We start from the raw sequence: 24,547 nt of genomic DNA on the forward strand, positions 1-24,547 counted from the left end.
GGGCTCTCGGTGCGGACCACCCCCTGCCGATTCGCTCCGTCCCTGGCACGCTGGGGTGGTGCCTCCGGACGCCTCGCCGTCGCCGCTCGGCCGTGCACGCGCGCTCGCCGCGCGGACCTTCGCCGGGTCGGAGCGGGGCGTGCGCGCCGTCGAGGCCCTCGGCGCCCACACGCTGGCCGACCGGCTCGACAGCCGGCGCTCGGGCGGGGACATCGTCGCGCTGCGCCTGCCGGCCGGGGTGCACGACCTGCGCGCGCGGCGCGTCAAGGCGTTGCGCCGGCAGGGCGCCGACCAGTGCGTCGAGGCCTTCCACCAGGCGGGGTGGCGGGGCTACGAGCGCCCGCTGCCCGACGTCTTCCTGGCGGCCCTGCGCGCCGCACCCGGTGCCGTGCTCGACGTCGGCGCCAACACGGGGGTGTACTCGCTGATCGCGTCGACGGTGCACGGCGCGACGGTGCACGCCTTCGAGGCGTTCCCGCCGGTCGCGCGCCTCCTGCGGGAGAACCTCGCGCTGAACCCGACCTCGCGCCGGGTCACCGTCGTCGAGGCGGCCGTGACGGACTCCGAGGGCAGCATCGAGCTCTTCGTCCCGCCCCTGTCCGGGTTGGTGGAGACGAGCAGCTCGATCGACGCGGGCTTCAAGCCCGGCAGCGAGCCGATCGTCGTGCCGACGGTCGCGCTCGACGCCTACTGGCGCCGCCAGGGCTCGCCCACAGTGACGATCGTCAAGGTCGACGTCGAGGGCGCCGAGCACCGCGTGCTCGCGGGCGCCCACGCGGTGGTCGGGCGAGACCGACCGGTCATGTTCCTCGAGGTCCTGCCCGGGGCCCACCTCGCCGACCTCGAGGCCTTCCGTGACCGGCACGACCTCGTGGACGTCCGCCTCGGCGCGACGGAGGCCGTCGTGGGCCAGGCCGTGGTGCACGACGGCCTCGCCTGGAACCACGCGTTCGTGCCGCAGGAGCGGCTCGCGGCGCTCCTGGCGCTCCTGCCGCGGCTCGGCCTGCGGGTCACGCACCCGCAGGGCTGAGCGGCGCGGCCCCGACCGCGTCGGCGCGGACCCGCATGCGGCACACTAGGGCCCCATGCGCGGAATCATCCTTGCCGGCGGGTCCGGTACCCGGCTCCATCCGATCACCCTCGGGGTCAGCAAGCAGCTGGTCCCCGTCTACGACAAGCCGATGATCTACTACCCGCTGTCGACGCTGATCCTGGCCGGCATCCGGGACGTCCTGGTCATCACGACGCCGCATGACGCAGAGCAGTTCCAGCGGCTGCTGGGCGACGGCTCGCAGTTCGGCATCTCGATCTCGTACACCGTCCAGGCCGTGCCCAACGGCCTCGCCCAGGCCTTCGTGCTCGGAGCGGACTTCGTCGGCGACGACAGCGCCGCCCTCGTCCTCGGCGACAACATCTTCTACGGTCCCGGCCTGGGGGCCACCCTGTCGCGCTTCGACAGCATCGACGGCGGCGCCGTGTTCGCGTACCGGGTCGCCGACCCGACCAGCTACGGGGTGGTCGAGTTCGACGCGGCCGGCCGGGCGCTGTCGCTCGAGGAGAAGCCGGCGCAGCCGCGCTCGAACTACGCGGTCCCCGGGCTGTACTTCTACGACAACGACGTCGTCGCCATCGCGCGGGACCTGGAGCCCTCCGCCCGCGGGGAGTACGAGATCACGGACGTGAACCGGCGCTACCTCGAGCAGGGTCGGCTCCAGGTCGAGGTGCTCCCGCGCGGGACCGCGTGGCTCGACACCGGCACGTTCGACTCGCTGCTCGAGGCGTCGGACTACGTCCGCACGATCGAGCACCGGCAGGGCCTGAAGATCGGCTCGCCCGAGGAGGTCGCCTGGCGCCGGGGCTTCCTGTCCGACGACGAGCTGCGCGTGCGTGGCGAGGCGCTGGTCAAGTCCGGTTACGGGAACTACCTGCTGGGTCTGCTGCAGCACGGACGGGACTGAGCTCGGGTCCCGGGCCGTCCGCATCGGCGGCCCGGGGCGCCCCGCCCGCGAGCCACACCAACACGGCGCCGACGGCGGCGGCAGCGAGCAACGACCCGACGAGCAGCAGGGAGGCGGGCACCGGCGGCAACCACGGGTTGTCGACCGGGTCGAACCAGGGCGCCTCCGTGCCGGCGACGTAGCGGCGCAGGTTGGCCGCGAAGCTGACCACCTGCACGACGACGGTCGCCCCCACCACGAGGCGGACGACGTCGCGCGCGAGCCGCGGACGCAGGTCCGCGAGCCACCGGTCGCACAGCAGGCCGGCGACGATCGGCACGCCGACGGCGACCGCCTGGAGGTAGCGCCCCTGCCACGGCAGGCCGACGAACGGCGCCTGCGGGATCTGGAGCACGACCGGCGTGGCCACGACCACCACGACCAGGGCGACGAGCACCCAGCGGTCCCGACGGCGCGCGGCCGCCAGCGCGAGGATCAGCAGGAGCCCGAGGACCGCGGTGACCCAGGAGTAGACGAGGTCGGGCGGCCGGGTGTCCAGCCAGCCGAACCGGCCGATCAGGCCGTGGTAGTACGCCGTCGTCAGGCGGAGCACGGTGTTGAGCGCCGTGGGCGGGGTCAGCTCCGGGAAGCTGACGGTGTCGGCTCCCGCGACGCCGCCCGAGGTCAGCGTCCACCACACCGCGAATGCCGAGCCGACGACGCCGAGCCCGAGCCCGGGCCATGCCCGGCGGTCGCCGAGCGCCCCGGTGACGTTGCGCCAGGGCGCGAGCGCGACGACCGTCAGCACGATGAGGGCGAGGAACAAGGGCGACAAGGCCTTCGCGTTCACGAGGACCACCACGAGGAACCCGGCCCGCCACCACCGCCGCCGCACGAGCGCGGGGTCCGGGTGCCGCAAGGCGGCGAGGAGGGTCAGCCACAGCCCGAGACCGGCCGAGGCCTCCACGGCGTTCGGGTTCACGGAGCTGTTCATGAACACGACCATGGGCGTGATCGCCACCGCGGTACCGCCGACGACCCAGCGGTTGACGGGCATCTCCGCCACGGACCGGAGCCCCAGCGCGAGCAGCAACGAGGCGAAGGCCGCTCCCGCGAGCCGCATGAGGTAGAGCGTGTCGAGCGACGGCGGCAGAAGGGTCGGCAGCCCGACGACGAGGTAGTAGAGCGGGTTGTAGTTCCCGGCCGTCGTGACGGCGGTCTCCATCCGGTCGAGGTCGACCAGCTCCCCCTGCCAGCAGGTGGCGGGCTCCGACGACCGGAACGCGTAGCACCCCGGCATCTCGTGCGTCATCGCGTAGAGCCGCTGCACCTGCGCCTCGCGCACGCCGGGACGCGTCTCGACGCCCAGCGTGCCCTCGCGGACGAGCGCCGCGGCCTTGACGATGTGGCTCGGCTCGTCGGGTGCGGCGCCCATCGGGTTCCCGACCGCCCACAGGCCGGTGAGTGCGAGGAGCGCCGCCCACGCCGCCCAGAAGACCAGCCGCGGGTCGCGGCGCCGCACGCGCACGGAGACCCGGTCGCGCCACGTCGGCGTACCGGGCGCCCGCTCCCCGGACTCGGCGAGGGCCGCCTCAGTCATCGGTGCGGCCGTCATCGGTGCTCCCTGACGCCTCGCCGGTGCTCCGCGCGGGTGCGGTGCTCAGCGCCCCCATCGCCTCGTCGATGGCGAGGCGGCGGCTGAGGAGCGTGATCTGGGCCTCGAGCTCGCGGAAGCGGCGGTAGGTCGTGACCAGCGTCAGCAGGAACACGATGATCGTCCCGTACAGGAGCAGATCGGTCCCGCGGCCGACGCCGACGATCTGCGCGACCGCGTTCCACGCGTCGGGGAAGAGGACCGAGAGGACCGCCAGGACGGCGAAGCCCACCAGCGCGATGCGCCGCAGCGCGAGGTGGCGCGCCCCGCTGGGCGCGCGGAACCCGAGTGCGACGAAGACGCCGACGCCCAGCAGGAGGAGGACTTTGATCAGCACTGGGCCTACCTGTAGATGAGCTCGGTGAGGATGTTGACCGCGTTGAGCACCGACTGGCCCTTGGACCGCGAGTACTCCGTGTAGACGATGTGCACCGGGTGCTCGACCCACCGCAGCCCTGACCGGCCCAGCTGGTCGATGATCTCCGAGGCGTGCGCCATGCGGTTCTGCCGGATCCGCAGCGACGACGCCGCCCGTCGGTTGAGGGCACGCAGGCCGTTGTGCGTGTCGGTCAGGCGCACCCCGGTCGAGACGTTCGAGTACGCGATCGCGAGCCGCAGGACCGCCTTCTTGAGCGCGCCGGGCTGGGTGCGGGCGTCGAGGAACCGCGAGCCGAAGACGATGTCGGCCTCGTCCGCCCGCAGGCGCGCCACCATGGCCTCGGCGTCCTCCACCCGGTGCTGGCCGTCCGCGTCGAAGGTCACCAGGTACTCGACGCCGGGCAGCCGGAGCGCCACCTCGATCCCCGTCTGCAGCGCCGCCCCCTGGCCGAGGTTGATCGGGTGCTGGACCACGATCGCGCCGGCCTCGCGCGCCCGGTCCGCGGACCCGTCGGAGCTGCCGTCGTCGACCACGACGACCCGGGGGAACCTCACCCGGGCGGCGGCCACGACGTCGCGGATGACGGTGGCCTCGTTGTACAACGGGACCACCAGGCAGGCATCGGCGTTGTCCGCCACGAGGGGATGCTCCGGTTCCGTGGGGCCGTTCGACGGCAGGGCAGGCTGGACGGCAGGACGCGAGACGCGGGTCCGACCGGTCGGTCGCGCACGCGTCACTCCAGGGTACCGGCCCCGCGTAGAGTGCCCGACGTGGAGTCGCAGAACCACTACTACGGCCACAGCAGCGCCTTCGCCCGCTACGTCGGGCTCGACCGACCCCGGCACGTGCGAGGGCTCGTCCAGCACGGGTGGACGCCGGCCTCGCCGGTGACGACCCACTTCCGCGACTTCCCGACCATCGGCGCTCCGGGCGGTCCGCAGGACAGGTCGCTGTTCGTCTGGAGCCACGCGTCCCGCGCCTGGTCCCCCGACCGGGAGACGCGCCGGACGGTCGCCATCGGCGCCCCGTGGCTCTACCTGGTCGCCTCGACCGGCGCAGACGCGGCGGCGGGGGACGCCGGGCGACGCTCCGGCACGGTGATCATGCCCGTCCACGGCATCCCGACGCAGCGTCTGCACGGCGACCACGCCGCGATCGCGCAGGAGTGGGCACGGACCGTGGGGCCCTCGACCGTCTGCCTGTACCACCTGGAGGCCGACGACCCGCACGTGGTTGCGGCGTACCGGTCCGCCGGGCACCGGTGCGTCACGCTGGGCCAACGCACGGACCCGGCATTCCTCAGCCGGCTGCACACCCTGCTGACCTCCGCCGAACGGGTCGTCTCCAACCGCCTCTCGACGCCGCTGGTGTACGCAGCCGGCCTGGGGATCGACACCCTGGTCCACGGGGACGCGATGCGCCTCGACGGCGAGCAGCGCACCGCCGTGGAGGCGGTCGCCTCGACGTGGCCCGAGTTCCACGACCCGTCGGCCTCGCTCGAGGACCGGCGGCGTGTCGCGGCAGCGGAGCTCGGCGCCGCATCGATCCGTGAGCCGGCAGAGCTGCGCGAGATCCTCGGCTGGGACCGCACGTTCCGGGTCGGCCCGTGGTGGGACCACTGGGTGGGTGCGCCGGTGGACCGCGCGGTGACCAACCTCCGGCGGCGCTCGTCGGCGACGACGCCCCCGCCGGAGCGCGACGCCGCGGAGCCGGCGCCCCTGTCGGCCGCCGCCTGGCTGCGGGGCGCGGTCTCCTACCTGCCGCGCCCCCTGGGGCGCACGGTCGACCCGGGCCGCGTGGCGCCGCGGCCCGTCAGCTGACGGCGTCGGCCGAGCGGAGCAGCCCCGGCTCGACGAGGTGCACCGTCTCGACGGCGGCGAAGGGACGCAGCCCGGCTCGGGCCCAGGCCCGCTGCACGCGCACGTTGTGCACCTGCGTCGAGATGACCAGGCGCCGGGCACCGCGGTCCCGCGTGACATCGACGCACGCGCGCAGGAGCCAGTCGTACAGGCGTCGCCCCTGAGCCTCGGGCACGAGACCCGCGAGCAGCACCTCCACCGCCGCGCCGGAGTCCTCGAGCGTGGCGGCGCCGATGGGCCGTCCGTCCTGGCGCAGGACGAGCACGTCCTCGGGGGCGGCCACGGCGGAGCGGACGGCCCAGTCCTCGTACCCGGCGAGTGCCGCGGCGCGGTCGAACAACGGGTTCGCGGCGTAGTGGTTCCCGTAGCCCGTGAACGACGCGCGCACGACATCGCGCAGCACCGACGCGACGTCGCCGAGCTCCGGGCTGTCCCCCGCCCGCACGTCGAGACCGTCGGGGGGCACGACGGCCTCCGTTGCCGTGCCCTCGACGGCCGTGTCCCAGTAGGTGAGGGCCCCGGCGGGCAGGACGACGCGGCGTCCCTGCGCGAGGACCGCGCCGACGTCGAGCCGCGCGGCGTCGTACCGCACGACGAGGACGTCGGCCGGGCGGTCGTCGAGACGCGCGGCGAGGGCGGGGTCGATCGGGCCGGTGCCGATGGTCACGCGGTCGACCGCGAGCCCGAAGCGCTCGCTCTCCACCGCGCTGGACCGGACGGTGACGCCGACCTGGTCGAGGTCGACCCAGGCCATCAGACCCGCACCGGGACGAACGTGCGGACCGCGGTGACCACACGCTCGACCTCCGAGTCGCTCATACCCGGCCACAACGGCAGGCGCACGAGCCGGGCGGCGAAGGAGTCCGTCTCGGGGCACCCCTCGTGGGTCCGACCGAACCGCCGGCCCGCCTCGCTCGAGTGCAGCGGGATGTAGTGGAACGTCGCCCCGACGCCGAGTGAGCGCAGGTGCGCGAGCAGGTCGTCGCGCATGGACGGCGTCGGCGTGAGGAGGTAGAAGACGTGCGCCGGGTGGTCGGCCGCGGGGGGCGGTGACATGAGCTCGCTGCCGGTCTCCTGCGCCCAGGTCACGAGGGTGCTCGCGTAGGCGTCCCAGATGCGGTGCCGCGCGGCCTGGATCTCGTCGAAGGCCTCGAGCTGCGCCGCGAGCACCGCGACGGTGATCTCGCTCGGGAGGTAGCTCGAGCCGCGGTCGATCCAGCTGTACTTGTCGACCTCGCCGCGGAGGAACTTGGACCGGTCGGTGCCCTTCTCGCGCAGGATCTCCGCCCGGCCCCGCAGGGTCTCGTCGTTGATCAGCAGCGCGCCGCCCTCACCGCACTGGATGTTCTTGGTCGCGTGGAAGCTCTGCGCGGCCAGCACGCCGAACGTGCCGCACGAGCGGCCGCCCCACCGTGCGCCGAGGCCGTGGGCGTTGTCCTCGACGAGCGCGACGCCGGCGCGCTCGGTCACGGCGGTCAGCCGGTCCATGTCGGGCGCCACCCCGCCGTAGTGCACGACGTAGACGGCCTTCGTCCGCGGCGTGAGCGCGCGTTCCGCGGCGTCGACATCGAGGCTCCCCGTGCGCGGGTCGATGTCGACGAAGACGGGCGTGGCACCCGTCATGACGACGGACGCCGCAGTGGTGGAGAACGTGAAGCTCGGTACCACCACCTCGTCGCCGGGGCCGAGCTCGAGCAGCCAGCTCGCCAGCTCCAGGGCGTGCGTACCGGACCCGGTCAGCAGGGCCGAGCCGCTGCGCGCGATCCGCTGCAACGCGGCGCTCGCGACCTCCGTGAAGGGACCGTCCCCGTGGGTGTGGCCGGTACGGAGCACCTCCTCGACGTACTGCGTCTCGCGGGGGGCGCGGAAGGGCTTGGAGAAGGGGATCCACGGCGCGGTCACGGGGTCCAGGGTAGGGCGGCGGTGCGTCGACCGTCGCCTACCCTGGTCCGGTGGAGGCTCCCGACGTGCGCCCGACCCCGCCCGCACCAGTGCCGCCGACCGCTGACCGCGCACCGACCGCGGACCGGGCGCCGGCTTCGTCGGCGCCGGGCATGCTCGGCCTCGTCCGCCGGGCCCTGGAGCGCGAGGAGATGCGCTACCTCGTGGTGGCGGGGTCCACCACGCTCGGCTACCTCGTGCTGCTCGCCGGGCTGCTCGCGACCGGGATCCCGTACATGGTCGCCATCCTCGTCGGGCAGGTGGTGACGATCTCGGTCGCGTTCCCGGTCTACCGACGCCTGATCTTCCGCTCGACCGGCCGCTGGCAGGCAGACCTGCCGGCCTTCGTCAGCGTCTGGTCGGGCGGGTTCCTCGCGGGGCTCGTCGCGACGCCGGCACTCGTCGAGCTCGCCGGGATGCACCCGCTCGCGGCACAGGTGCTGGCCGTGATCGGGGTCGCGGTGCTGAGCTTCCTCGGGCACAAGTTCGTCAGCTTCCGGGAACGTGGCTGAAGTAGGGCATCCTGTTCGCGTGCGCCTGACGATCGTCATCCCCTGCTACCGCTCCGCGGCCACCCTCGGCCCCCTCGTCTCGGCGATCCTCGGCGCACACGGCGCGGGTGAGCTCGGGAGCGGCGTGGCCGGGCTCGAGATCATCCTGGTCGTCGACGGCAGCCCCGACGAGACCGCGGCGGTCGCCCGCTCTCTCGCGGCCGACCACCCCGAGGTCCGCGCTGTGGAGCTGCGGCGGAACTACGGGCAGCACAACGCCCTGCTCGCGGGGATCGCCCGGGCGCAGGGCGACGTGGTCGTCACGATGGACGACGACCTGCAGCACCGGCCCGGCGAGATCCCGTTGCTGCTCGCCCCGATCGCGGCCGGCGACGCCGACCTCGTCTACGGCGTCGCGCGTGTCGAGGAGCACGGCGCGGTGCGCTCGGCGGCGTCGCGGACCGTCAAGCGAGGGCTGGCGCTGGCCGGCGTCCCCAACGCCGAGGACGTCAGCGCCTTCCGCGCCTTCCGGACCGAGCTGCGCGACGGGTTCGCGCGCGTGGACGACCCGTACATCTCGCTGGACGTCCTGCTGTCGTGGGCGACGACCTCGGTCGTGCGCGTCACCGTGCACATGGACCAGCGCACGGTCGGGACGTCGTCCTACAGCCTGCGATCGCTCGCGCGTCACTCCATCAACATGATCACCGGGTACAGCAACATCCCGCTGCGCGCGGTCGCCTGGCTCGGCGGACTCTGCGCTGCGGTGGGGGTCGTGCTCGGCGGCGTCGTGCTCTGGAAGTGGGCGGCCGGCGAGACGACAGTGGCCGGCTTCACGACGATCGCCGCCATGGTGGCCGTCTTCTCGGGCGCCCAGATGCTGTCCCTCGGGGTGATCGGGGAGTACCTCGGCCGCCTGCACACCCGCAGCACGGGCAAGCCCACGTACCTCGTGCGCGCCGACTCCGGCATGGACCGGCGGTGAGCGCGCCGGCGGGCGCAGCGGTCGAGGGGCGAGTCACCGGCCCCGTCACGTCCGGGCGGGCTCGGCCGACGGGTCCGGCACGCCGCGCGCTGGCGTACCTGCCCACGGTGGTCGCGGTCCTGGCCTGCCTCGCGGTGCTGAGTCGCTACGGGACGCCGGTCCCGGTCGCCGTGGCGTTCCTCCTCTACCTGGGCCTGATGGTCGCGCTTCCCGGGACGCTCGTGTGGCGTGCGGTGCGAGGCGACCAGGTCTCCTTCACCGAGGACGTGGCGCTCGGGTCGGCCGTCGGCCTCGCGGTCCAGGTGTTGCTCGCCCTCGCCCTGGCGCCGTTCGGGCTGTCGGGCTGGTCCTGGGTCTGGGCGCCCGTCGCGGTCGCGCTCACGGCCCTGCACCCGCGTCTGCGCCGGGTCTGGTCGCGGCCGACCGCCTCCCCGGGCTCCGCGCTGGGCGCCTGGGTCCAGGCGGGCGCGGTGGTGGCCGCCGCCGTGTGGCTGGGCGCGACAGCGATGGCGAACAACATGATCGCCTACGTCGACGGATCGGGGCCGTGGAGCCGCGGCGTCCCCGTGACCGCCTACGTCGATCTCCCGTTCCACCACGCGATCGCCTCGGGCGTGATGGACCACTTCCCGCTCGTGTACCCCTACCTGTACGACGAGCCGCTCCGCTACCACCTCTTCGTCTACGAGCACCTGGCGGGGGCCGCCGCGGTCACGGGCATCGACCTCACGTGGCTCGTGTACCGGCTCGACCCGCTGCCGCTCGTGGCGCTGGGCATCGTGCTCGCGGGCGTCCTCGCGCGGCGACTCTCGGGGATCCCTGCCGCGGCGCCCCTCGCGGCGGCGGTCGTGACCCTCTCGGCCGCCGTGCCGGTGTACGGGTGGATCGACTACCCCTTCCAGAACCCGGGTTTCCTGCACTTCGCCACCTACCGGAGCCCCACCCAGACCTTCGGCATCCCGCTCTTCCTGGCGGCCGTCACGGTCACGGTGATGCTGGTCCGGGACGAGCGCCGCGGCTGGCGTGGGCGCGCCGGGCTCCTCGCGACGTTCGCCGTGCTCGCGCTGGCCGCGGGCGGCTCCAAGAGCACCTTCCTGCCGGTCCTCGTCTGCGGGCTCCTGCTCGCCCTCGCCGTGAGCCTGCTGCTGCGCGACCGCAGGTGGCGGATGTCCGCCGGGCTGACCGCGGGTGCCACCGCGTGCTTCGCCTTCGTCGCGGTGGTCCTGCTCGGCGGCGCGGCGGGCAGCCTGACCATCGCGCCCCTCAACCTCGTCCACTCCTTCGCCCTCACCCAGCAGGTCGCGGACCCGGCGTTGACCAGCCACCGCGTCCTCATGCTCGGGCTCGGCCTCGTCTCGTGGCTCCTGGCGGGTGCGGGTGTCGTGCTCCTGGCCACCCGGCGCACGATGCGCGACCCGGCGCTGTGGCTCGTGGTCGGCGTCGCCGTGGCCGGCGTCTGCGGATCGCTGCTCACGTCCGCGAACGGCCTGAGCCAGCTGTACTTCCTCTACGCCGCGTGGCCGGTGCTGGGTGTGCTGTCGGCATGGGGCCTGGCGGCCGCGGTCAGGCGTGCGCCGCGCGCCGGGATGGCCCTGGTGACCGGCGCCCTGCTCGCCGGTGCCGTCGTGCTCCGGCTCGTGCAGTCGCTCGACGGGCCCGAGGCACCTGAGCGGATCGTGCCGCTGATCCCGCTCCGTGCCCTGGGCACGCCGTGGCTCATGCTGCTCGCCATGTGCCTCGTCCTGGCCTGCGCCGCCGCTGGTGCGCGCCTGGTCCGGCGCCGCCCGGGCGGACTGCCGCCGGTGACCGTCGCGCTCGTCGTGCTGGTCGGGCTCCTCGTCGGCGGGTCGCTGGCACAGCGCTCGGAGGAGGTCGTGGCGGCCGCGCGCGCCGTGGTCGGCGGGACGCCCGGCAGCCCCGAGGGCTGGCCCGTCCCCCGTGACGGCGCCCTCGCCGCACTCCTCGTCCGCGACACCGCCGCCGCGGACGACGTCGTCGCGACCAACGCGCACTGCTACGGCCCGCCCGAGGCGTGCGACGCCCGGCACTTCTGGGTGGCCGCGCTCACCGAACGCAGGGTGCTGCTCGAAGGCTGGGCCTACCCTGAGGGCTTCCGCCCGGGCCAGACGCGCACGAGCCCGTTCTGGGACCAGGAGCGGTACGCCCACAACGAGGCCGTGTTCACGGACCCCTCGCAGGACGCCGTCGACCTGCTCGCGGACCGCTACGGCGTCCGCTGGCTGCTCGTGGACCGGACGATCTCGGTCGAGGACCCGGCACTCGCGCGGTACGCGACGCTGGTCCACGAGACCGACGGGGCCGCGGTCTACCGCATCGACTGAGCCGCGCCCGTCGGCCCGACGGGCCGGCTACCGGGCAGGGTTCGACCGCAGACCGCGTCGCACGGCCAGCGCGCCGCCGACGCCGAGCACGAGCGCGAGGGCCACGCGGGCCAGGGCCCACGCGCCGTCGACCGGCAGGACGACCCCGGCCGCCGTGACGCCGAGCCAGACGAGGGTCACGACGGGCAGGAACGGTGGCCACCACGGGTGGTCCGCGACCCGCCGCTGGAGCAGGGTCGTGAGCACCGCGAGCCCCAGGTAGGTCACGAGGTAGCCGACCGCCACGGCCGTCACGCCCCAGGCCGGGGCGAGCCACGCGGCGACCGCGATACCCACGAGCACGGCGGTCGGCGTGGTCAGGGCGAGCGCCCCGGTCCGACCGCGCGCGAAGACGAGGTGCCCGCTCGCGAGGTACACGACGGACGGCAGGGCGGCGGCCGACGCCAGCGCGACTGCGGGGACCAGCTCGTCGGGGGCGTAGGAGGCGGGTGCGGCGAGCCGCAGCAGCCACGGCGCGAGGAGTCCCACGCCACCGGCCAGCACGGCGGTGACGGTGGCGATCGTGCGCGTCGTGCCCGTGAGCACCTCGCCGCGGCGCTCGGGTGCGGCGCGGTAGACGAGCGGCGCCCAGGCGTTGTTGAGGCCGGCGGTCACGACCGTCGCGCCGGCGCCGATCGTCAGCGCCACGTTCGCGCGGCCGCCCTGGTCGAGGAGCCGGTCGGCGACGACGACCAGTCCCGCGAGCGCCACGTAGAGGCTCACCTGGTGCGGCACCGTCGGCAGGCCGATCCGCATCGCGGCACGCAGGCCGGCCCTCTCCGCACGGACGGGGCCGGAGCCCAGCGCGAGGACCAGGCCGGCCAGCCCCGCGAGGACGTAGCCGGCGGCGACCCCGCTGAGGTAGACGGTGGCCGTGCGCTCGAGCAGGACGAGCCCCGCGAGCCCGGCCGCCGGACCGGCGAGGCTCGCCGTGACGGCGAGCCCGACGAAGGCGCCGGCCCGGTCGGCGCCCCGCAGGTACGCCTGGGCGACCACCATCCAGGCGCCGCCGAGGCACGCGACGACGGCGAGCAGGAGCGCCGGGGACGCCGGCCGCCCGAGCAGGGCCGGTGCCCACCAGCCCAGCGTCGACGCCGCGACGAGCGTGAGCGCCGTGGCCAGCGCGGCGGCCTGCAGGACGAGGCCCCGCGCGCCGGGCGCGCCGGCCGCGTCGAGCACGTACTGACGCGTGATCGCGGCACCCATCCCGAGCGCGACCAGGATGAAGCCGACCTGGACGACCACCGTCGCCACGGCGACCAGGTCGTACTGGTCCGCCGCGAGCACGCGCGTCACCACGGGGATCACGGCCACGGCCGCCAGGGCGGGACCGGCGGTCGCGAGCGTGTAGAGCGCGCCGCGACCCAGCACCGTCGCCGAGTCGGTGCGGCCCGCGGCCCGGTCCGGGCCTCCTGCCGCGACCGGATCCGTCACGCCACGGCCTAGCGGCCCGTGACTGCGCGGTGCACCTGCTCCACGACCCGGTCGACGTCGTCGTCGCTCAGGTCGGGGAACAGGGGCAGGGAGATCTCCTGGCGGTAGTACTCCTCGGCGTGGGGGCACTGCCCGCGCTGGTAGCCCAGGTCGGCGAAGGCGGGGTGCCAGTAGGCCGGGACGTAGTTGACCTGCACGCCGATGCCCGCGGCGCGCAGGGACTCGAAGACCTCGCGGCGCCGTCCGTCGAGCACGCGCAGCGGGTACAGGTGCCACGCGGGGTCGGCCCGGTCGCGGTGGGCCGGGGTCAGCACGCCGTCCAGGTCCGCCAGGCCGGCGTCGTAGCGGGCGTGGATCTGCGCGCGGCGGGCCTTGAACGCCTCCAGGCGCCGCAGCTGGGAGGTGCCCAGCGCGGCCAGCACGTCGGGCAGGCGGTAGTTCAGGCCCAGCTCGTGGACCTCCTGGTGCCAGGGGCCCTCGTCGGGCCAGCGCTGCTCGGCGGGGTCGCGGACCAGGCCGTGGTTCTTGAACCGGCGCGCCCGCCGCTCCAGGCTCACGTCACCGGTCACCACGGCGCCGCCCTCGGCCGTGGTGAGGTTCTTGGTGGGGAAGAAGGACAGGGTGGTCAGGTCCGCGAACGACCCGACCGGCGCCCCGTCCCACGTCGATCCGATCGAGTGGGCCGCGTCCTCGACGAACAGCAGCCCGCGCTCGCGCGCCAGGGCGGCGAACTCGGTCGGTGAGGCCGGCAGGCCCGCGTAGTCCACCGCCGTGACCACCCGGGTCCGGTCGCTCAGCGCGGCCGTGGCCGCCGCCACGTCCAGGTTGCCCGTGTCCGGCTCGACGTCGGCGAAGACCACCGTCGCACCGTGCAGCGCGGCCGCGGCGGCGGTGGCCACGAACGTCAGCGGGCTCGTGACGACCTCGTCGCCCGGGCCCACCCCCGCCGCGGCATAGGCCACGTGCAGCGCCGCGGTCCCCGAGGTCACGCTCACCGCCGAGCGACCACCGGTGACCCGCGAGACCGCCGCCTCGAACGCGTCCACCGCAGGGCCGGTGGTCAACCAGTCGCTGCGCAGCGCCTCGACGACCGCGGCCACGTCCGCGTCGTCGATCGACTGGCGCCCGTAGGGCAGCACCGCGCGCCTCAGGCGAACCGCGCGACCATGTCGCGCAGCTCGTCCGGCTCCAGCCACAGGTCGTTGGTGTCCGACCGGTAGGTCCACCCGTCCGGGACCGGCTCCCCGTCCGCGGGCGCCTGGTAGCCCCAGCCGCTGACGTAGGGCATCACCACGTACCGGTCCCCCAGGCGCACCGTACGACGCGAGTCGTCCGGGGCGATCATCTCCTCGTGGAGCTTCTCCCCCGGCCGGATCCCGATCTCGTGCATCGGCGAACCCGGCGCGACCGCCTGCGCCAGGTCCGTGACCTTCATCGACGGGATCCGCGGCACGTACAGCTCACCGCCGGTCATCAGCTCGAACGAGTCCAGCACGAACTTCACCGCGTCCGGCAACGTGATCCAGAACCGCGTCATCCGCATGTCGGTGATCGGGATCGAGGCCCCCTCGGCCGCCAACCGCCGGAACACCGGGATCACCGACCCCCGCGAACCCATCACGTTCCCGTACCGCACCACCGAGAACCGCGTCTCGTGCGCCGCCGCGTAGTGGTTGCCCGAGACGAACATCCGGTCCGCGCACAGCTTCGTCGCCCCGTACAGGTTGATCGGGCTGGACGCCTTGTCCGTCGACAGCGCCACGACCTTCTTCACACCCGAGTCGATCGCCGCGTCGATCACGTTCTGCGACCCGTTGACGTTGGTCTGCACGAACTCGAACGGGTTGTACTCCGCCGTGTCGACCTGCTTCAGCGCCGCCGCGTGGACCACGTAGTCCACCCCGTGCATCGCCCGCTCCAACCGGTGCCGGTCACGGATGTCCCCGATGAACCACCGCAGCCGAGGGTCGTCACCGAACTGCGCCCGCACCTCGTACTGCTTGAGCTCGTCACGGCTGAACACCACCACCCGCCGCGGGTCGTGATGATCCAGCACCTCACGCAAGAACGCCTTGCCGAACGACCCCGTCCCACCCGTCACGAAGATCGACGAACCGTTGAGCAAGGACATCCGCAGGTCTCCACGTGGGTCAGCGACGCATCCACCTGGACGCGTGGGACCCAGCGGTCCCGGTAGAGCATCATGGCACGGTGCAGACCCCGACCACCGTCGCCTCCGTGCCCGCGCCCCGCGTCGTGGCCGTCGTCCAGGCCCGCACCGGCTCGACCCGGCTGCCCGGCAAGGTCCTGCTGCCGCTGGCCGGTCGGCCGGTCCTGGACTGGGTGGTCCGGGCCGCACGGACGGCCACGGGTGTGGACCAGGTCGTGGTGGCCACGTCCACCGCGGCGGGCGACGACGCCGTCGCGGCGGCGGCCGCCCGGCTGGGGGTCGACGTCGTGCGCGGCAGCGAGCTCGACGTGCTCGACCGCTTCGTGCAGGCCCGTGCCGCGACGCACGCCGACGCGGTCGTGCGCCTCACGGCCGACTGCCCGCTGCTGGACCCCGCCCTCATCACCCAGGTGGTCGCGGCGTGGCGCGCCACCCCGGACCTCGACTACGTCGCGACCACCCTCGTGCGGACCCTGCCGCGCGGCCTCGACGTGGAGCTGGTCTCCGCCCGCGGTCTCGCGCTGGCCGACGCCAACGCGCGCGAGCACCACCGCGTGCACGTGACGTCCTGGCTCTACGACGAGCCCGGCCGGTGCCGCGCCCTGGGCCTGGTCGTGAGCCCGGACGCGCACGACCTGCGCGTCACGCTCGACACACCGCAGGACGCCGAGCTGCTGCGTGCCCTGGTCACCGCGCTCGGCGACCGCCCGCCCGCCTGGCGCGACCTCGTCGCCGCGCTGCGCGCCGCACCCGAGCTCACGGCGCTCAACGCCGGGGTCGTGCAGAAGCGGCTCCACGAGGGATGAGCCACGTCCTCCTGCGCTGCGACGCGAGCGCCTCGGGCGGCGTCGGGCACCTCGTGCGCTGCCTCGCGCTGGCCGAGGCCGCGCGCGAGCACGGCTGGAGCACGACCCTCGTCGGGACCGTCGACGTGCCGCTCGGCCGGCGCCTCGTGGCGGACGCGGGCGTGCCCCTGGTCCCGCCGCCGCCCGTGCCCGAGCCCGCCGCGGCCGGCGCCGAGGGGGCGGACCTGGCCGCCCTCGCGCTCGAGCTCGACGCCGACGTCGTGCACGTCGACCACTACGGGGTGTCGAGCGCGCTCCTCGAGCCGCTCCACCGGGCCGGCCTCGTGCTGTCCTCCATCCAGGACGGGACCTACGGCCGACGCGCCGCCGACGTCGTGGTCGACCCGACCCTCGGCGCCGAGACTGCGACGACCGGGGACGCGGGACCCGGCGAGGCGCTGCTCGGGGTGCGCTACGCACCCCTGCGCCACTCGGTCCGCCGCGCCCGGGCGGAACGCGAGGACCTCACGCGGGACCTTCGACCGGAGGGCCCCGCGGTGCTGGTGGTCATGGGCGGGACCGACGCCGCCGGGGTCGCGGCCGCCGTCGTCGCGCTGCTCGCCGCGGTCGTCGCCGACGGCGCACCCCTGGGCCGCCTGACCGTCGTCGCGCCCCCCGAGCGCCACGCGGACGTGCGGGCCGCGGCGACGCGGCTCCGGCCCGCGACGGACGCGGGCCCGGGCGTCGAGGTGGACCTTCGAGGTCCCCAGGACGACCTGCCGGCCCTCGCCGCGGCCTACGACCTGGTGGTCAGCGCCGCGGGCACCACGGTGGTCGAGCTCGCGTGCGTCGGCGTCGCCACCGCCGCGGTCGCGATCACGGCCAACCAGCACGAGGGCTACCGGCGCGCCGTCGAGGCCGGCATCGCGCTCGGGCTCGGCTCCGCGGACGACGTGCGCAGCGCGGCCCCCGCCGCGCGCGAGGCCCTGCGCACCGCGCTGGGCGAGCCCGGGGTGCGCCGACGTGTCGCCGACGTCGCGCGCGCGAGCGTCGACGGCGGGGGCGCCGCCAGGATCGTCGCGGCGTGGGACCGTGCACGAGCGGCCGTCCCCCGCGTCGAGGCACGCCCGGCGACACCCGGCGACGGCGACCTGCTCCTCGCCTGGCGGAACGACCCGCTGACGCGCCGGGCGTCGCGCAGCACCGCGCCGGTCGAGCGAGCGGACCACCTGGCCTGGCTCGCGCGCGTGCTGGCCGACCCGGGCCGGGTCCTCCTGGTCGCCGAGGCCGCCGGCCGGCCGGTCGGCACCGTCCGCTTCGACCGCACCGAGCACGGGACCGCCGGCACCGGGGCGGAGCTGTGGGAGGTCTCGATCGCGCTCGCGCCGGCCGCTCGCGGTCGTGGACTGGGCCGGCACGTGCTGGCGGCGGGCGAGCGCGCGTGGCGTGAGCTCGTCGGGCCCCGCCCCGCCGTGCTCGCCCACGTGCGCCCGGACAACCACGCCTCGGCCCGGCTCTTCCGCTCCGCCGGCTACGCCCCCGCGCCCGAGCTGGCCGACGACGACGTCGACGCCTACGTGCAGCGGCCGCCGGCCGCCGCCCCGCCGACCTGAGGCCGCCGGCCCGGCGGGGGCCGGCGCCGCTCAGACGAGGCGCCCAGCGCTCAGACGAGGTCCCAGGTCAGGGCCGTGCCGCGCGCCGCGTCCCGCGTGAACCTGCGGCCCAGGACCGTGTCCAGGTGCACGGGCTCCAGCCCGCCCGCGGGCCGGATCGACCGCACGTTCTCCGGCGTCACCACCTCACCGGCGCGCACGTCGCGCACCACGTACAGCGAACGGCGCAGCCGCCGGCTCTCCGCCTCCCCCGCGGTCGGCTCGAGCTGCACCCGACCCAGCGCCTGCCAGCCCCGCTCCGTCTCGGTGACCAGCGCCGCGAGCTCGTGCGGCTCCAGCGAGAAGTCCGAGTCGACACCGCCGTCGGCCCGCGCGAGCGTCACGTGCTTCTCGACCAGCACCGCACCCAGCGCCACCGCCGCGACCGCCGCGCCGATGCCCGCCGTGTGGTCCGAGAGCCCCACCACCACGTCGAACGTGTCCCGGATCACCGGGATCGAGCGCAGGTTCGACTCGCTCGGCGACGCCGGGTACGACGACGTGCACGCCAGCACCACCACCTGGTCGTTGCCCTCCGCACGAATGGTGCGCACCGCCGTGTCGACGTCGGTCACCGTCGCAGCACCCGTGGAGATGATCACCGGCTTCCCCGTCCGCGCCACCCGCCGCAGCAGGGCCAGGTCCGCGATCTCGAGCGAGGCGATCTTGTAGACCGGCGCACCCAGCTCCTCCAGCAGGTCCACGGCCGTGTCGTCGAACGGGCTCGAGAACGCCACCAGGCCGTGCTCACGCGCCCGCTCGAAGATCGGCGCGTGCCACTCCCACGGCGTGTGCGCCTCGGTGTAGAGCTGGTACAGGTTCTTCCCGCCCCACAGCTCGTGGCCGCTCGAGACCCGGAACGCCGGACCGTCCGCGTCGATCGTGATCGTGTCCGCCGTGTACGTCTGCAGCTTCACCGCCTGCGCGCCGCTCTGCGCGATCGCGTCCACGATCGCCAACGCGCGACCCAGGTCACCGTTGTGGTTCCCCGACATCTCCGCCACCACGAACGGCCGGTGCTCCTCACCGACCACGTGCTCACCGATCCGCACGGTCCGCGACGCGCTCACGCGAGGACCTCCGACGCCGCGGCGGTCCACCGCTGCGACCACTCGCCGATCGGCTCGACGCCGATCGCGCGCAGGGCGTCGTGGCCGAGGACCGAGTACGCCGGGCGGGGTGCGGGGCGCACGTAGCCCTCGCTCGTGGTCGGCGCGACGATCGCCGGGTCGAGGCCCGCGGCGCCGACGACGGCCTGGGCGAAGCCGTGCCAGGACGTCTGCCCCGACGACGTGCCGTGGTACGTGCCCGCCGGCGCCCCGGCGTCGACGAGCCGCAGGACGAGGTCCGCGAGGTCGGCGGTCCACGTCGGCTGGCCGACCTGGTCGGTGATGACGTCGAGCCCCCCGCGCTCGCGCGCGACGCGCGCGATCGTCTTCGGGAAGCAGCTCCCCCCGGCGCCGTAGAGCCACGCCGTGCGGACGATGAGGTGGTCGGGCGCCTCCGCCCGCACCGCCCACTCGCCCGCGGCCTTCGTCCGGCCGTAGGCGGAGCGCGGCGCGATGGGGGCGTCCTCGGCGTAGGGCTCGGTCGCGACGCCGTCGAAGACGTAGTCGGTCGAGATCTGGACCAGGCGCGCGCCGTGGGCGGCGGCCGCCCGCGCGAGCGAGGCGGGCCCGACGGCGTTGACCGCGAATGCTCCGGCCTCCGCGCTCTCGGCGTCGTCCACGGCGGTCCAGGCGGCGCAGTTCACGACGACGTCGACCCCCGCGACGCCCTCGTGGGTCGCGACCGGGTCGGTGATGTCGAGCTCCGCGCGGTCGAAGGCGAGGACGTCCTCCCCACGCGCCTCGAGCTGCTTCACCAGGTCCTGCCCGAGCATCCCCCGGGCACCCGCCACCAACCAGCGCACTGCGTCTCCCTCGCCTCGACCGTCCAGCCGTCCTCGACGGTCAGAGTAGTCGGGGCGGCGGCCCGCCCCTCCCGGGCAGGCCGGGAGGGGCGGGCCGGTCTCACTCCTGGGCGTCCCCCGTGACGTACCCGACGACGTCGACGGCGAGGTTCACCGTGCCGGCGCCCATGTCGGAGTAGAAGTTGACCTTCCCGTCGGCGGGGAGCGCCACGACCACCTGGTTGGGGATGTCCCGCCCCGGCACGTAGTTGATCGCCGACGCGTTGGGCGGCGGCGTCGTGCCGTTGCCGTTGCTGTCCGGGTACACGCGCAGGTTCCCGTTCGCGCTCGGCCGGATGGCCGTGACGTTCAGGACGACGGCCGTCGCGTCCCGCGGCACGGGCCCCACGCCCGCCACCGGCACGGAGTAGACCTTCCGGGCGGTCAGCGCGCCGGCGATCGGCCCGACGTGGGCCGCCCCCGGCCGCGTGTCCAGGATCCGCTCCGGCGCGACACCCGTGAAGGACGTCTCCGCCTTCACGTAGCCGACGACGTCGATGATGACCTGCACGGGGCTCGCGCCGACTCCGACCGGCGAGTCGGAGTAGAACGAGATCTCCCCCGAGCTCGGGAGGCTGACGATCGTGCCGTTGGCCTTGTCCTGCCCGGCGGCGAAGTTCACCACGGACGTGTTCGGGACCCGCTGGCCGGCCGGGAAGACCCGCAGGTTGCCCCCGGTCGTCGGGCCGGTGACCGTGACGTTGAGGACCACCGCCGTGGCGTCGGCCGGCACGCCGGCCTCGCCCCGGACCTTGACGGTCTGGACCTGGCGCGGGGCGACGGGACCGGCGATGTCACCCACGCGGTAGCCACCGGCGCGCGTGTCGACGAGCCGCTGCGACGCCTGCGTCACGATGCCCGAGCTGGGCAGCGTGTACCCCGTGACGTCGAGGATCACGCCGACGTTCGCCGCGCCCCGCGTCTGGTAGCAGACCTGGCCGTTGGCCGGCAGGGCGACGAACGCGGAGTTCGCCACGTCGGCACCGGGCTCGAAGTTGACCGTCGAGCCGCTCGGGGCGGGCGTCTTCCCGTTGCCCGCGGTGTCGGGGTAGACCACGACGTACCCGGGCCCGTTGGGCCGCACCGCCGTCACGTTCATGATCGCTCCCGTGGCCTCCGCCGGCACGCCGTTGGTGCCGCCCACCTTCAGGCAGCGGACCAGGTTGGGCGTCACGGCACCGTTGGACAGCGCCCGCGCGGGTGTCTGCGCGACGTAGTCCACGTACGTGAACGAGCCCGCGGTCGTGCCGGTCGTCGTGCCCACCGGGGTGGCCACGGAGACCGGGACGGTCCCGACCGCTCCCGCCGGGCTCGTCGCGGTGATCGTCGTCGCAGACGTCACGACGACGTTCGTGGCGGCCGTGTCGCCGAACATGACGCTCGTCGCGCCGGTGAACCCGGCACCGACGATCGTCACGGCCGTGCCGCCCAGGAGGCTGCCGCTCGGCGGCTCGACCCGGCTGATCGACGGTGGCACCGGCGCGGTGACCGTCTGCGTGACCTGCCCGCTCGACGCCGCGTGCTCCGCGGTGCCGACGTAGCGCGCCGTGATGAGGTGCTGCCCCACGGGCAGCTCGGTGAGGGGCAGCGACGCCTTGCCGGCCGCGAGCGGCACCCGGCCGAGCTCGCCACCCGGGCCCTCGAAGACGACGTCACCGGCAGGCGTCCCCGCCGCCGAGCGCACCGTGGCCGTCACCGTCACCGGCGTGCCCACCGTCGTCGACGGCGCCGACGACGTCAGGGTGGTGGTGGTGGCCGCCGCGGGCACCGCCCCACCTGCCTCCAGGTAGCCGCCACCCATCCGGTAGGTCGCGTCGCCGCTGTACGAGACGTCCAGCCAGGCGTCGGCACTGGCGAACGTGTAGGTGAACGTCGCCTTCCCGCCCGACAGCACGGCGTCGGTGACGAACCCGTTCCGGTCCGTGAGCTCGACGACACCCGTCGGCACCCCCGCGGTGCCGGCGGCGGTGAGCGTGACCGTCGTGGGCCTGCCGGGCACCGGCGTCGCGGGTGACGAGGTGATCGTCAGGGCTGGCTCCACATCACCTCGAACGGTGGCCGACCTGAGGTCGAGCTCCATGCCGGACACGGTGGCCGGCGCCGTGACCGCCACCGGTGTCGCCGACGAGCGGCGGGCGGTCGCCGGCCGGTACAGGGTGATCGTCGACCGCGAGGTCTCGGCGTCGTACGCCGTGGCACCGATCACGTACGTCCCGCTGGCGAGCCCGCCGACTGTATAGGGCTCCCCCGCGTCGTAGCAGTCCGCGCCGCCGTCGCTGCCCTTCACGGGCATGACGCTGACGCAGTAGGTCTCATACCCGGCGGGCACGACGACGGTGCCGCTGACGGCACCGGCGGGCGGCAGCGTGAAGTCGATGCCGGCGCGGGAGGTGCCGAGCGCGATCTCGATCCGGTCGGCATCGGCGGCCGACGCCTTGTCCCTCCAGTACCGCGGGGCGAGGTCGTCGCGCCCGGGCCAGACCCACGCCGTGAAGCTCCCCGCCGGGACACCCCGTGCGACGTAGGTGCCGTCCGCCGCCGTGACCGCGAAGGCGCCCTCGCCGCCACCGTCGTCGCTGTCGAGATAGACCTCGGCGCCGGCCACGGGCGACCCGTCGAACGCCCTCACGGTCCCGGAGACGGTCCCGCCGAGCGGCAGCCGGACGTCGATGCCGGCCCTCGTCTGGCCGGCCGACACGGTGAGCGTGGACGGCGTGCCGACGCCGCCCCACCAGCCGGGCACGGCGTCCGAGTCCGCGCCGGGGTCGACCCTGACGCGGTACTGGCCCGCCGGGACGCGCGGCACCGTGTAGCGCCCGTCGGCCGCGGTGGTCGCCGAGCCACCCCAGATGCCGTCGTCCTCGAGCGACTGGAGCGAGACCATGGCCCCGCGCAAGGGCGCGCCCTCCGGCCCGGTGACGAGGCCGGTCACCACGCCGCCGAGGGCGAGGGTCGCGTCGACACCACGGACGGCTGCTCCCGCCGTCACCCGGACCGCCTTGGCGGCGCCCGTCGACGCCGCGTCGTCGTAGTACTCGAAGACGTACGGGGAGTCCCCCGAGGGGTAGAACGAGACCGTGTAGTCGGCGGCACGAAGACCCCGGATCGTGTACCGGCCCTGGGCGTCGGTGGTCGTACCCCCGCCCATGCCGCCCCCGACGGGCTGCGCCGAGACGCTCACCCCGGCGAGCGGACCGTCGGTGCCGCGCACGACACCCTCGATCGACGCGCCGGCCTCGAGCGAGGCATCCACCCCGGTCGCCGTGCCGCCCAGCACGACCTCGACCTTCGTCGCCGTCATGTCGTCGTACGCGTCCTTGTAGTACTCGCCGACGAGGTTGCCCGTGTTCGCGCTGAACGACACGCGGTAGCTCCCCGCGGCCAGACCGCCGAGGCGGTACGTGCCGTCGGCATTCACCGCTGCACTGGGGCCACCACCGCCCGTGTCCGCGGACGCCCAGACGGACACGTCGCGCACCGAGTGCCCCTGGGGGACCGTGACGCGGCCGGTGATCGCGCCTCCTCGCACGAGGGTCGCGTCCACACCTGACAGCACCTCGCCCTCGACGACGCTCACGGGGTCACCGCCGACACCCGCACCGCCCAGGACGACGGTGACGAGGTCGGAGTCGTACGCGGAGAAGGTGACCTGGTGGTCGCCCGTCCGGAGGCCCGCCACGCGGTAGGTACCGTCCGCGCCCACCTGCGCCCCGCGAGGCTGACCGCCACCGATCGGCATGACGCCGACGTACACGGACACCGGGTCGACGCCGGAGGGAACCGTGACGGAACCGGTGATGACCCCACCGGTCGCGAGCACCGCGTCGACGCCCGTGCTCGCCTGACCCTCGACGACCGCCACGAGTTCGGCGGTCTCGCGCGTCGCCGCGTCGTCGTAGTACTCCGGCATGAGCTCCGTCCCGTAGGCGTCGAACTGCACGGCGTAGGAGCCGGTGCGCAGCCCGTCGATCCGGAACGTGCCGTCGGCGGCGACCTGCGTAGAGCGCCCCTGGCCCGCCGCACCACTCGCGGTGGCCATCACTCGGCTCACGTCGGCGCCGGCGGGAACCTGAACCGTGCCGGAGATGGAGCCGCCCACGTCGAGGCGGACGTCCAGGGCACGGGTCGTCTCGCCGGCGGCGACCGTCACGGGTGTCGCGTCCAGCGACGTCGCCGCGTCCGGGTAGTACTCGTTCATGAGAGACGTGCCGTAGGCCTCGAACAGCAGGTGGTAGTCCCCCGGCACCAGGCCGTGGGCACTCCAGGTGCCGTCCGGGCGGACGTTGACGGAACGCCAGATCCCGGGCACCACGCTGGTCACGCTCACACGCACCACAGCGGGGTCGGTGCCGGCCGGCACCGTGACCGTCCCCGACGCCGAGCCGCCCTGGTCCAGGGCGACGTCGATCCCGGACACGGACCCGGTCGTCACCGTGACCGGGACGGCGCCCATGTCGCTGGTCGTGGCGCCGTAGTACTCGTCGATCAGGTCGCTCGCATCCGGGGCGTCGACCTGGACCTGGTAGCTCCCCGGAGGTACCTCCGCGATCGTGTACCTGCCGTCGAGACCGACCCTCGCACCGAAGGAGGCGCCGAACCCGTGCGGGTCCCAGGCGTTGACGGACATGCCCTCGAACACCTCGGCCGTCACACCGGCCGGCACCGTGATGCGGCCCGAGATGGAGCCGGTCGGTGTCGGCTCGTCGGCGGCCGCCGCCATGGGTGCGAAGCCGGCGGCGGTGAGGGCCGCGATCGCGAGGACCGCGACGCTGCGGACGCGCAGCCTGAGACCGGCGCCTCGTGACCGGGTGGTACGGGTGTGGTGCGACATGGGACTCCTCGAGCCTGCGCGCTCACCGGTGACCACCGGCATCGGAGCGACGGTAGGGGGTACGAGGGGTACCAGAACGGGACGTTCGGGACCTGGC

At 74.5% G+C, this 24,547-nt stretch carries 19 protein-coding genes; 8 read left to right on the forward strand and 11 right to left on the reverse strand.

Translation table 11 applies throughout. From position 1 onward, the window contains the following. Window positions 1-58 precede the first annotated feature (58 nt). On the forward strand, window positions 59-1,030 hold the full coding sequence (locus tag H2O74_RS11690; protein ID WP_182111745.1) for an FkbM family methyltransferase: 972 nt from the start codon (window positions 59-61) through the stop codon (window positions 1,028-1,030). A gap of 55 nt (window positions 1,031-1,085) precedes the next feature. Continuing rightward, window positions 1,086-1,958, forward strand: a complete 873-nt coding sequence (gene rfbA / locus H2O74_RS11695) for a glucose-1-phosphate thymidylyltransferase RfbA (protein WP_182111746.1) — start codon at window positions 1,086-1,088, stop codon at window positions 1,956-1,958. On the opposite strand, the gene H2O74_RS11700 is transcribed toward rfbA, so the two are convergent. Genes H2O74_RS11700 through H2O74_RS16690 form a run of 3 tightly spaced genes read right to left on the reverse strand, consistent with a single transcriptional unit; the run spans window position 1,903 to window position 4,608 of the window. After that, on the reverse strand, window positions 1,903-3,552 hold the full coding sequence (locus tag H2O74_RS11700) for a DUF2142 domain-containing protein (protein ID WP_182111747.1): 1,650 nt from the start codon (window positions 3,550-3,552) through the stop codon (window positions 1,903-1,905). The genes rfbA and H2O74_RS11700 overlap by 56 nt on opposite strands. Then, window positions 3,530-3,928, reverse strand: coding sequence for a DUF2304 domain-containing protein (locus H2O74_RS11705; protein WP_182111748.1), 399 nt, complete (start codon window positions 3,926-3,928; stop codon window positions 3,530-3,532). The genes H2O74_RS11700 and H2O74_RS11705 overlap by 23 nt, the downstream gene beginning before the upstream one ends. Window positions 3,929-3,933: 5 nt before the next feature. Then, window positions 3,934-4,608, reverse strand: a complete 675-nt coding sequence (locus H2O74_RS16690; RefSeq protein ID WP_255491589.1) for a glycosyltransferase family 2 protein — start codon at window positions 4,606-4,608, stop codon at window positions 3,934-3,936. A 132-nt stretch (window positions 4,609-4,740) separates the two neighbouring features. Here H2O74_RS16690 and H2O74_RS16695 point away from each other — a divergent pair, with 132 nt between their 5' ends. Beyond that, a complete protein-coding gene (locus H2O74_RS16695) occupies window positions 4,741-5,790 on the forward strand; it encodes a hypothetical protein (protein WP_182111749.1) in 1,050 nt (349 codons plus the stop codon). On the opposite strand, the gene H2O74_RS16700 is transcribed toward H2O74_RS16695, so the two are convergent. Together H2O74_RS16700 and rffA are read right to left on the reverse strand one after the other, a co-directional pair. Next, window positions 5,783-6,583 (reverse strand): GNAT family N-acetyltransferase, encoded by an 801-nt coding sequence (locus H2O74_RS16700; protein ID WP_182111750.1) that lies wholly within the window; start codon window positions 6,581-6,583, stop codon window positions 5,783-5,785. The genes H2O74_RS16695 and H2O74_RS16700 overlap by 8 nt on opposite strands. Then, window positions 6,583-7,731 carry a dTDP-4-amino-4,6-dideoxygalactose transaminase gene (rffA, locus tag H2O74_RS11725; protein WP_182111751.1) on the reverse strand — a complete coding sequence of 383 codons (1,149 nt, stop codon included), beginning with the start codon at window positions 7,729-7,731 and terminating at the stop codon, window positions 6,583-6,585. Before rffA ends, H2O74_RS16700 begins: the two co-directional genes overlap by 1 nt. A gap of 50 nt (window positions 7,732-7,781) precedes the next feature. Between rffA and H2O74_RS11730 the strand changes: the two genes are divergently transcribed. From H2O74_RS11730 to H2O74_RS11740, 3 genes are read left to right on the forward strand one after another with little or no spacing between them, the layout of a single operon-like run. After that, a complete protein-coding gene (locus tag H2O74_RS11730; RefSeq protein ID WP_182111752.1) occupies window positions 7,782-8,282 on the forward strand; it encodes a GtrA family protein in 501 nt (166 codons plus the stop codon). A gap of 19 nt (window positions 8,283-8,301) precedes the next feature. Continuing rightward, window positions 8,302-9,246, forward strand: a complete 945-nt coding sequence (locus H2O74_RS11735) for a glycosyltransferase family 2 protein (RefSeq protein ID WP_182111753.1) — start codon at window positions 8,302-8,304, stop codon at window positions 9,244-9,246. Then, complete coding sequence (locus tag H2O74_RS11740; protein WP_182111754.1) at window positions 9,243-11,588, forward strand: hypothetical protein; 2,346 nt, start codon at window positions 9,243-9,245, stop codon at window positions 11,586-11,588. The genes H2O74_RS11735 and H2O74_RS11740 overlap by 4 nt, the downstream gene beginning before the upstream one ends. Before the next feature lie 27 nt (window positions 11,589-11,615). Here the strand turns inward: H2O74_RS11740 and H2O74_RS11745 are convergent, their stop codons facing one another. The 3 genes from H2O74_RS11745 to pseB are packed head-to-tail and all read right to left on the reverse strand — an operon-like array spanning window position 11,616 to window position 15,192. Beyond that, window positions 11,616-13,061, reverse strand: coding sequence for a lipopolysaccharide biosynthesis protein (locus H2O74_RS11745; protein ID WP_182111755.1), 1,446 nt, complete (start codon window positions 13,059-13,061; stop codon window positions 11,616-11,618). 8 nt (window positions 13,062-13,069) lie between these two features. After that, complete coding sequence (gene pseC / locus H2O74_RS11750) at window positions 13,070-14,200, reverse strand: UDP-4-amino-4,6-dideoxy-N-acetyl-beta-L-altrosamine transaminase (protein ID WP_182111756.1); 1,131 nt, start codon at window positions 14,198-14,200, stop codon at window positions 13,070-13,072. Window positions 14,201-14,208: 8 nt separating this feature from the next. Next, window positions 14,209-15,192, reverse strand: a complete 984-nt coding sequence (gene pseB / locus H2O74_RS11755; protein ID WP_182111757.1) for a UDP-N-acetylglucosamine 4,6-dehydratase (inverting) — start codon at window positions 15,190-15,192, stop codon at window positions 14,209-14,211. 80 nt (window positions 15,193-15,272) lie between these two features. Here pseB and H2O74_RS11760 point away from each other — a divergent pair, with 80 nt between their 5' ends. Together H2O74_RS11760 and H2O74_RS11765 are read left to right on the forward strand one after the other, a co-directional pair. Further along, window positions 15,273-16,037: a cytidylyltransferase domain-containing protein gene (locus H2O74_RS11760; protein WP_255491590.1), complete on the forward strand. Its 765-nt coding sequence runs from the start codon at window positions 15,273-15,275 to the stop codon at window positions 16,035-16,037. Next, window positions 16,034-17,629 (forward strand): bifunctional UDP-2,4-diacetamido-2,4,6-trideoxy-beta-L-altropyranose hydrolase/GNAT family N-acetyltransferase, encoded by a 1,596-nt coding sequence (locus tag H2O74_RS11765; RefSeq protein WP_182111758.1) that lies wholly within the window; start codon window positions 16,034-16,036, stop codon window positions 17,627-17,629. The genes H2O74_RS11760 and H2O74_RS11765 overlap by 4 nt, the downstream gene beginning before the upstream one ends. 50 nt (window positions 17,630-17,679) lie before the next feature. Here the strand turns inward: H2O74_RS11765 and pseI are convergent, their stop codons facing one another. The 3 genes from pseI to H2O74_RS11780 all read right to left on the reverse strand — a co-directional run bounded on the left by pseI (window position 17,680) and on the right by H2O74_RS11780 (window position 24,450). Further along, window positions 17,680-18,738: a pseudaminic acid synthase gene (pseI, locus tag H2O74_RS11770; RefSeq protein WP_182111759.1), complete on the reverse strand. Its 1,059-nt coding sequence runs from the start codon at window positions 18,736-18,738 to the stop codon at window positions 17,680-17,682. Further along, the gene (gene rfbD / locus H2O74_RS11775; RefSeq protein WP_182111760.1) at window positions 18,735-19,580 is read right to left on the reverse strand and encodes a dTDP-4-dehydrorhamnose reductase; all 846 of its coding nucleotides are present in this window, start codon (window positions 19,578-19,580) and stop codon (window positions 18,735-18,737) included. The genes pseI and rfbD overlap by 4 nt, the downstream gene beginning before the upstream one ends. Window positions 19,581-19,680: 100 nt before the next feature. Continuing rightward, a complete protein-coding gene (locus tag H2O74_RS11780) occupies window positions 19,681-24,450 on the reverse strand; it encodes a carboxypeptidase regulatory-like domain-containing protein (RefSeq protein WP_182111761.1) in 4,770 nt (1,589 codons plus the stop codon). Window positions 24,451-24,547 lie beyond the last annotated feature (97 nt).

The organism is Actinotalea sp. JY-7876, from assembly GCF_014042015.1.
Taxonomy (GTDB): Bacteria; Actinomycetota; Actinomycetes; order Actinomycetales; family Cellulomonadaceae; genus Actinotalea.

Excerpts from the sequence above, each read along its gene's own strand:
- rfbA (WP_182111746.1), top strand. The coding sequence starts at position 1,086 with ATGCGCGGAATCATCCTTGCCGGCGGGTCCGGTACCCGGCTCCATCCG.
- H2O74_RS11700 (WP_182111747.1), bottom strand. The coding sequence starts at position 3,552 with ATGACGGCCGCACCGATGACTGAGGCGGCCCTCGCCGAGTCCGGGGAG.
- H2O74_RS16700 (WP_182111750.1), bottom strand. The coding sequence starts at position 6,583 with ATGGCCTGGGTCGACCTCGACCAGGTCGGCGTCACCGTCCGGTCCAGC.
- pseB (WP_182111757.1), bottom strand. The coding sequence starts at position 15,192 with ATGTCCTTGCTCAACGGTTCGTCGATCTTCGTGACGGGTGGGACGGGG.
- H2O74_RS11765 (WP_182111758.1), top strand. The coding sequence starts at position 16,034 with ATGAGCCACGTCCTCCTGCGCTGCGACGCGAGCGCCTCGGGCGGCGTC.
- H2O74_RS11780 (WP_182111761.1), bottom strand. The coding sequence starts at position 24,450 with ATGTCGCACCACACCCGTACCACCCGGTCACGAGGCGCCGGTCTCAGG.